We start from the raw sequence: 5509 nt of genomic DNA, 5'->3' as shown, positions 1-5509 counted from the left end.
TTTTATGAAGTGTAATATTGTAGCTTTATCTATGGGGCTTTCTCAATAACTATTAAGGCGAAAAGTTAAAATATATAGGTTTATAGATATGAATTATTACATAAAAACGCACTTAAAAAAGGATGTATGATGGTAATAGAATACAAACATCAAGGGGGAACTTAAAATGAAGTTAAATAAACTAGTGCTTAGTTGTGGAGTAGTTTCAGCATTAACACTTGGTGTGTTAGGGAATAATACTTATGCTGAAGAAGTACACAAAACGAATGATCCAATTCATGTAGTTGAACATGTTTCTGCAGACTTATTATTAACCCAAACAATGAATTATAGTGGCGAGGCTGTAACTTCTTTCGTATATGATGGGAGTACTGACTTAAGCTTCTCTATGAAAAATAATGGTCAAAATACAATGGGATATAGTGTAAAAGGTCCAAATACAGAGCTAATTGTTGGTGGTTATATAAAACCTGGAGAACAACAAATTAATGTTACAAATGTACGGAATGCTTTATCTCCATTACCGAATGGAACATATAAAATTTACGTTTCAAATGATGATGGTTCTAAGGGGCAATTCCAAGTTTCAGTAAGATCTATGAATTAAATTTAAAACGCTTTGTTTTTAAGTTAATTTAATCTTTGCTTATTGGAAAGAAGCTAAAATGAATTGAGAATTACCGATAAAAATGAAAACGAGCACCTTATCTAATTGTGAGAGGGTGTTCGTTTTTTGCTATTAAACAGAAAATAATTATAAATATATTTTGATATCCCCATTGCTAACCTACTAGATTGTGTCAACGAGAGAATGTCTACTATAAAAGATATTTAAATAAAGATGATGTAACATTCTGCTAAATTATATGGGGAAATAGAAAAACCACCCTTATATGAGTGGTTTTTAGTAATTATTTTTAGGTTATACATTTAAAATTAGGCTAAGTTATAGAAATAATAAACATTTAATCCGTTGTTATTATTTTGGTTCTGGATAATGATTATAGTATGAGATTCTAATAAATTCTTGGTAGACATTTGTTAATTTGGCATCTCTAAGAGCATCGTTGAATTTTTGCATACGTACACTCCCTTGAGCGTAGCCTCCACCTGGAGTATAAGGGTTTCTAGCTTCAAAGTCATCCAAAAATACTTTTAATTTTTTATAGTCTTGAGATTGATAGAAAGCCACGGCCTCTTCAGGAGTGACATCAAAGTAAGAGGATGACGTTGAGTTATAAGAAGCTGCTTGAGCAGTAGGTGCCTCTAGCATAGTTGCAGCTCCACCGAACATAGTAAGCGCCATAGAAGATACAATAATTTTTTTAAACATAATAAAACCTCCATGTAGAATATTAGATTAATAGTAATCCTGTAATCATTATAGTTACAATGAAAATGATTATCAAATGCAATATTGCATAATATATCCCGTTATTTTTGGGCAGTAAGACTCCCGCCCAAAAATTCAATGAAAGCAAAGCAGTTAGGTGGGAATCGGGCGGATTAAAGTTTCACTTTATTATTTGAACGAGAAGTCACCTTTATATTTAAATGGAGGAGTGTAATAGATTAAAAGAGGTGTATAAATTACTCAGGTTAACAAGAAAATGAAAAGGCTATTTTTAATAGGGGAAAGCTTAATAACTGGAGTAAAGGAATTGCTATTTATATATTTAACATACATATTTGTCTTTTAAATTGTAGGCGTGTTTTAGAATTTGTATATAGTAAATTCGTTAAAAAACTTGATAAATAATAAAATGTGTAAATTTTTTGACTATTTTATTAAAATTATTTAATATTTGTAATTTATTGTTTTATAATGATAATTGGGTCGATCGTGAATGTTTTAGATATTGCGATATATACTCGGATTAATTTATTTTAGGGAGGTTACAAAATTGGGTAAGAGAGTCATTATAAGAGTTTTTACATTATTATCAGTACTGGCATTATTCCTTAATGTATTTTTACCTAGGGCTAGTGCAGAGGTTATGACGCATGAGAAATATTCAATGGACTGGAGTTATAGTAATAGTCTAGGTAAGTACATTCGCACTGAAATGATTAAAAATTCAAGTGGTCAAATTGCTTATTGCTTAACCCTTGGATTAAAATCACCAAATGGTGAAGATCTTCCTGAAATGGGGAAAACAGATAATGTAGTATATAGAGTCTTATTAAATGGTTTCCCGCAAAAAAGTGCTGAACAGCTGGGAGTAGCTAATAAAAATGAAGCGCATTATGCAACGCAACTTGCGGTTTGGAATGCATTAGGTCAACTCGATGTAAATGAATTAACACATGAGAATAAAAATGTTGAAAAAGCAGCTAAGGCTATTATTAGTAATGCTAACAATAGTGAAGAGACTCAAGATGTTTTTATGAATGTGATTCCTGCTGAAAAGCAAAAAGCAGAATTAAAGGGTGAATTCTTCGAAACAAATCTATATTCAGTACAAACAAATGCTAAGAGTGGTTCTTATAAGGTAGTAGTGAAAAATGCACCTAATGGAGTTAGAATTGTTAGTGAAAATGGAGAAGTGAAAGATCAGCTTTTAGTTGGAGAAAAATTTCGTATCCAAATTCCTACGAATACAAAAACGGGTGAATTTAATTTAAGTGTTGCTGCTAATTTAACTAAAGTTCAAGCAATTGCTTATCGTGGTACGGATACTGTTCAGAATGCTACAGTACTATTAGAGAGAAATGAAGAAAAGCTTAGTAGTGATCTTGCAGTAAATTGGGAAGCAGCTGGTTCTTTAAAAATTAAAAAGGTTGGAGAAAATGGAGAAGTTTTAGCTGGTGCAGTATTTGAGGTCTTTAATGCAAATAATGAATCAGTCGGAAAAATCACGACTGGTGCTGATGGTATGGCAGAATTAAACAACTTACCAATTGGTACTTACACATTAAAAGAAATTAAAGCACCAACAGGCTATGTTTCAGATGATAAACCACAAACTATTGAAGTTAAGACAGGGGAAACAGGAGCTGTCCAAATAGTAAATAACAAAGTAAAAGGTAACATCGAAATTAAAAAGCTTAGTGATTCAGGAAAGATTTTACCAAATGTTGAATTCACAGTCTTCACTGAAGATGGAAAAGAAGTGAAAAAAGTAGTAACAAAAGAAAATGGAATTGCAAACGTTGAAGATCTTACGTATGGTAAATATTATTTCTTAGAGACAAAAACACCTAATGGATATATTGGAAATAAAACAAAGTATCCTTTTGAAATTAAAGAGCACAATAAAACACTTACTTTTACAGTGGAAAATACCGAAGTGAAAGGTAGTGTAAAATTACTAAAAGTAGATAATGAAGATATTAGTAAAAAATTAGAAGGTGCAGCATTCGAGCTAAAAGATGCAAGTGGAAAAGTAGTTGGGGAATATAAGACAGATAAAAATGGTGAGATTAACGTCAAAGATTTAGCGTATGGTAAATATTCATTTGTAGAAAAGGCTTCTCCAAATGGTTACGTTCTTGTTAAAGAACCGATTATGTTCGAAATAAAGGAACATGGAAAGGTTATTGAGTTATTGGCAGTTAATCATCTTATCAAAGGTGATCTAGAAATTACAAAGGTAGATGTAGCTGATGGAAATAACAAGCTTCCAAATGCAGAATTTACGATTTATAACGAAGCAGGAAAAGAAGTAGTAAAAGGAAAAACAGACGATAAAGGAATCGCTAAATTTGAAAAGTTACCATTTGGAAAATACACATATAAAGAAACTGTTGCACCAAACGGTTATGTATTAAATGAAGAAACGTTTTCTTTTGAAATTAAAGAGAATGGTCAAATCATTAAACACGTTGTCAAAGATGAGAAGATTCCTTCAATTAAAACAACAGCATCTGATAAAAAAGATGGTACAAAAGAAATGCACACTTCTAAGTCTGTAACAATCCAAGATAAAGTGGAATTCAAAGACCTACAAGTAGGTAAAGAGTACACTTTAAAAGGTAAATTAATGGATAAAAAGACTAATAAACCATTCGTTGTAAATGGTAAAGAAGTAACAGCTGAAACGAAGTTTACACCAAAAGAAGCAAATGGTTCTATTACATTAGACTTCACATTTGATGCAACTGGTTTAGAAGAAAAAGAAGTAGTAGTATTTGAAGAGTTACTGAAAGACGGAAAAGTTGTTACGACACATGCTGATATCAATGATAAAGATCAAACAGTTAAGTTCGTTAAGCCATCAGTAAAAACAACTGCTACAAACAAAGCTGATGGTGGAAAAGAGATTCATTCAAAGGATTCTATCACAATCCAGGATAAAGTGGAGTACACTAACTTAGTTGTAGGTAAAGAGTACACTGTAAAAGGAAAATTAATGAACAAAGCTATTAACAAACCATTACTAATTGATGGTAAAGAAGTAACAGCTGAGACTAAATTTACTGCAAAAGAAAAGAACGGTTTTGTAACATTAGACTTTACTTTTGTTGGTGCTGAACAGCAAGGAAGAGAAGTAGTTGTGTTCGAAGACTTATTACATGAAGGGCAAGTAATTGTAACTCACGCTGATATTAACGATGTAGGTCAAACAGTTCGATTTGTAGAGCCTTCTATTAAAACGACAGCTACAAATAAAGCTGATGGTTCTAAAGAGTTAGACGCTTCTAAAACTGTAACAATCCAAGATAAAGTGGAATACAAAGACTTAATCGTGGGTAAAGAGTACGTAGTAAAAGGTAAACTAGTGGATAAAGCAACAAACAAGCCATTATTAGTTGATGGTAAAGAAGTAACAGTAGAATCTAAGTTTACTGCTAAAGAGAAAAATGGTTCTATCACACTAGATTTCACATTTAATGCTTCTGTATTACAAGGTAAAGAAGTAGTAGTATTTGAAGAACTGTATCAAGATAATATATTAGTAGCTATTCACGCTGAAATTGAAGATAAGGGACAAACAGTGAAATTTAAAGAGGGAAAATCGGAACAACCAAAACCAGAACAGCCAAATTCAGGTAAAAATACGCCAACACCAGAGCAACCTAACGAGCAAGTAAAAGAACAACCACAACTTAAGAAAGAAATTCAATCTAAAATTGGATGGTTACCGCAAACAGGTACTAATCTTACAAGTTGGATCTCTATGGCCACAGGAGCATTACTGTTAATTGTTGGTGGAGTGATTTTCTTAAAACGTAAAAATGCATAGAAATTAAAAAATAAGCACATCTGTTTTTATAACAAGATGTGCTTATTTTTATCATTTTAGCCAAGAAGACTCCTATATTTAAGCGTGAATGGCATTTAAAATAGCAACTTTATTTGTAGTAAACAATACATAATTTTGTTTTACTGTTTTAATTAAAATACGGTCTGTTGTCCCATAAGCTGTTCCAATACGTATTACATCTACTTCTTCAACACCAGCATAGGTAGCATCTTCGGTAACCTCAATCACATCACGTAATGGAATTGTAATCTCCGCCAATTGCCATGAAATAATTAACTCTTCATTTGTTTTTTTTACATTAA

At 31.8% G+C, this 5509-nt stretch carries 4 protein-coding genes; 2 read left to right on the top strand and 2 right to left on the bottom strand.

The window, feature by feature from the left end; all coding sequences use genetic code 11:
- The first annotated feature begins 166 nt into the window (after positions 1 to 166).
- Positions 167 to 607, top strand: coding sequence for a hypothetical protein (locus ACQGSG_RS26075; protein WP_000773525.1), 441 nt, complete (start codon positions 167 to 169; stop codon positions 605 to 607).
- 372 nt (positions 608 to 979) lie between these two features.
- Here ACQGSG_RS26075 and ACQGSG_RS26070 read toward each other — a convergent pair whose 3' ends face one another.
- Positions 980 to 1333, bottom strand: coding sequence for a hypothetical protein (locus ACQGSG_RS26070; RefSeq protein ID WP_000473483.1), 354 nt, complete (start codon positions 1331 to 1333; stop codon positions 980 to 982).
- 571 nt (positions 1334 to 1904) lie between these two features.
- On the opposite strand from ACQGSG_RS26070, the gene ACQGSG_RS26065 reads away from it, so the two are divergent.
- Entirely contained in the window at positions 1905 to 5186 is a 3282-nt protein-coding gene (locus ACQGSG_RS26065) for a VaFE repeat-containing surface-anchored protein (protein ID WP_426948364.1), read from the top strand.
- A gap of 78 nt (positions 5187 to 5264) precedes the next feature.
- Here the strand turns inward: ACQGSG_RS26065 and ACQGSG_RS26060 are convergent.
- A partial coding sequence (locus tag ACQGSG_RS26060; RefSeq protein ID WP_426948362.1) for a hypothetical protein occupies positions 5265 to 5509 on the bottom strand: 245 nt, incomplete at its 5' end.

The organism is Bacillus sp. GMa5/1, assembly GCF_050172015.1.
Lineage (GTDB): Bacteria > Bacillota > Bacilli > Bacillales > Bacillaceae_G > Bacillus_A > Bacillus_A cereus.
The sequence above is the reverse complement of the archived record's forward strand: the minus strand, read 5'-3'. Positions and strand labels throughout refer to the sequence as shown.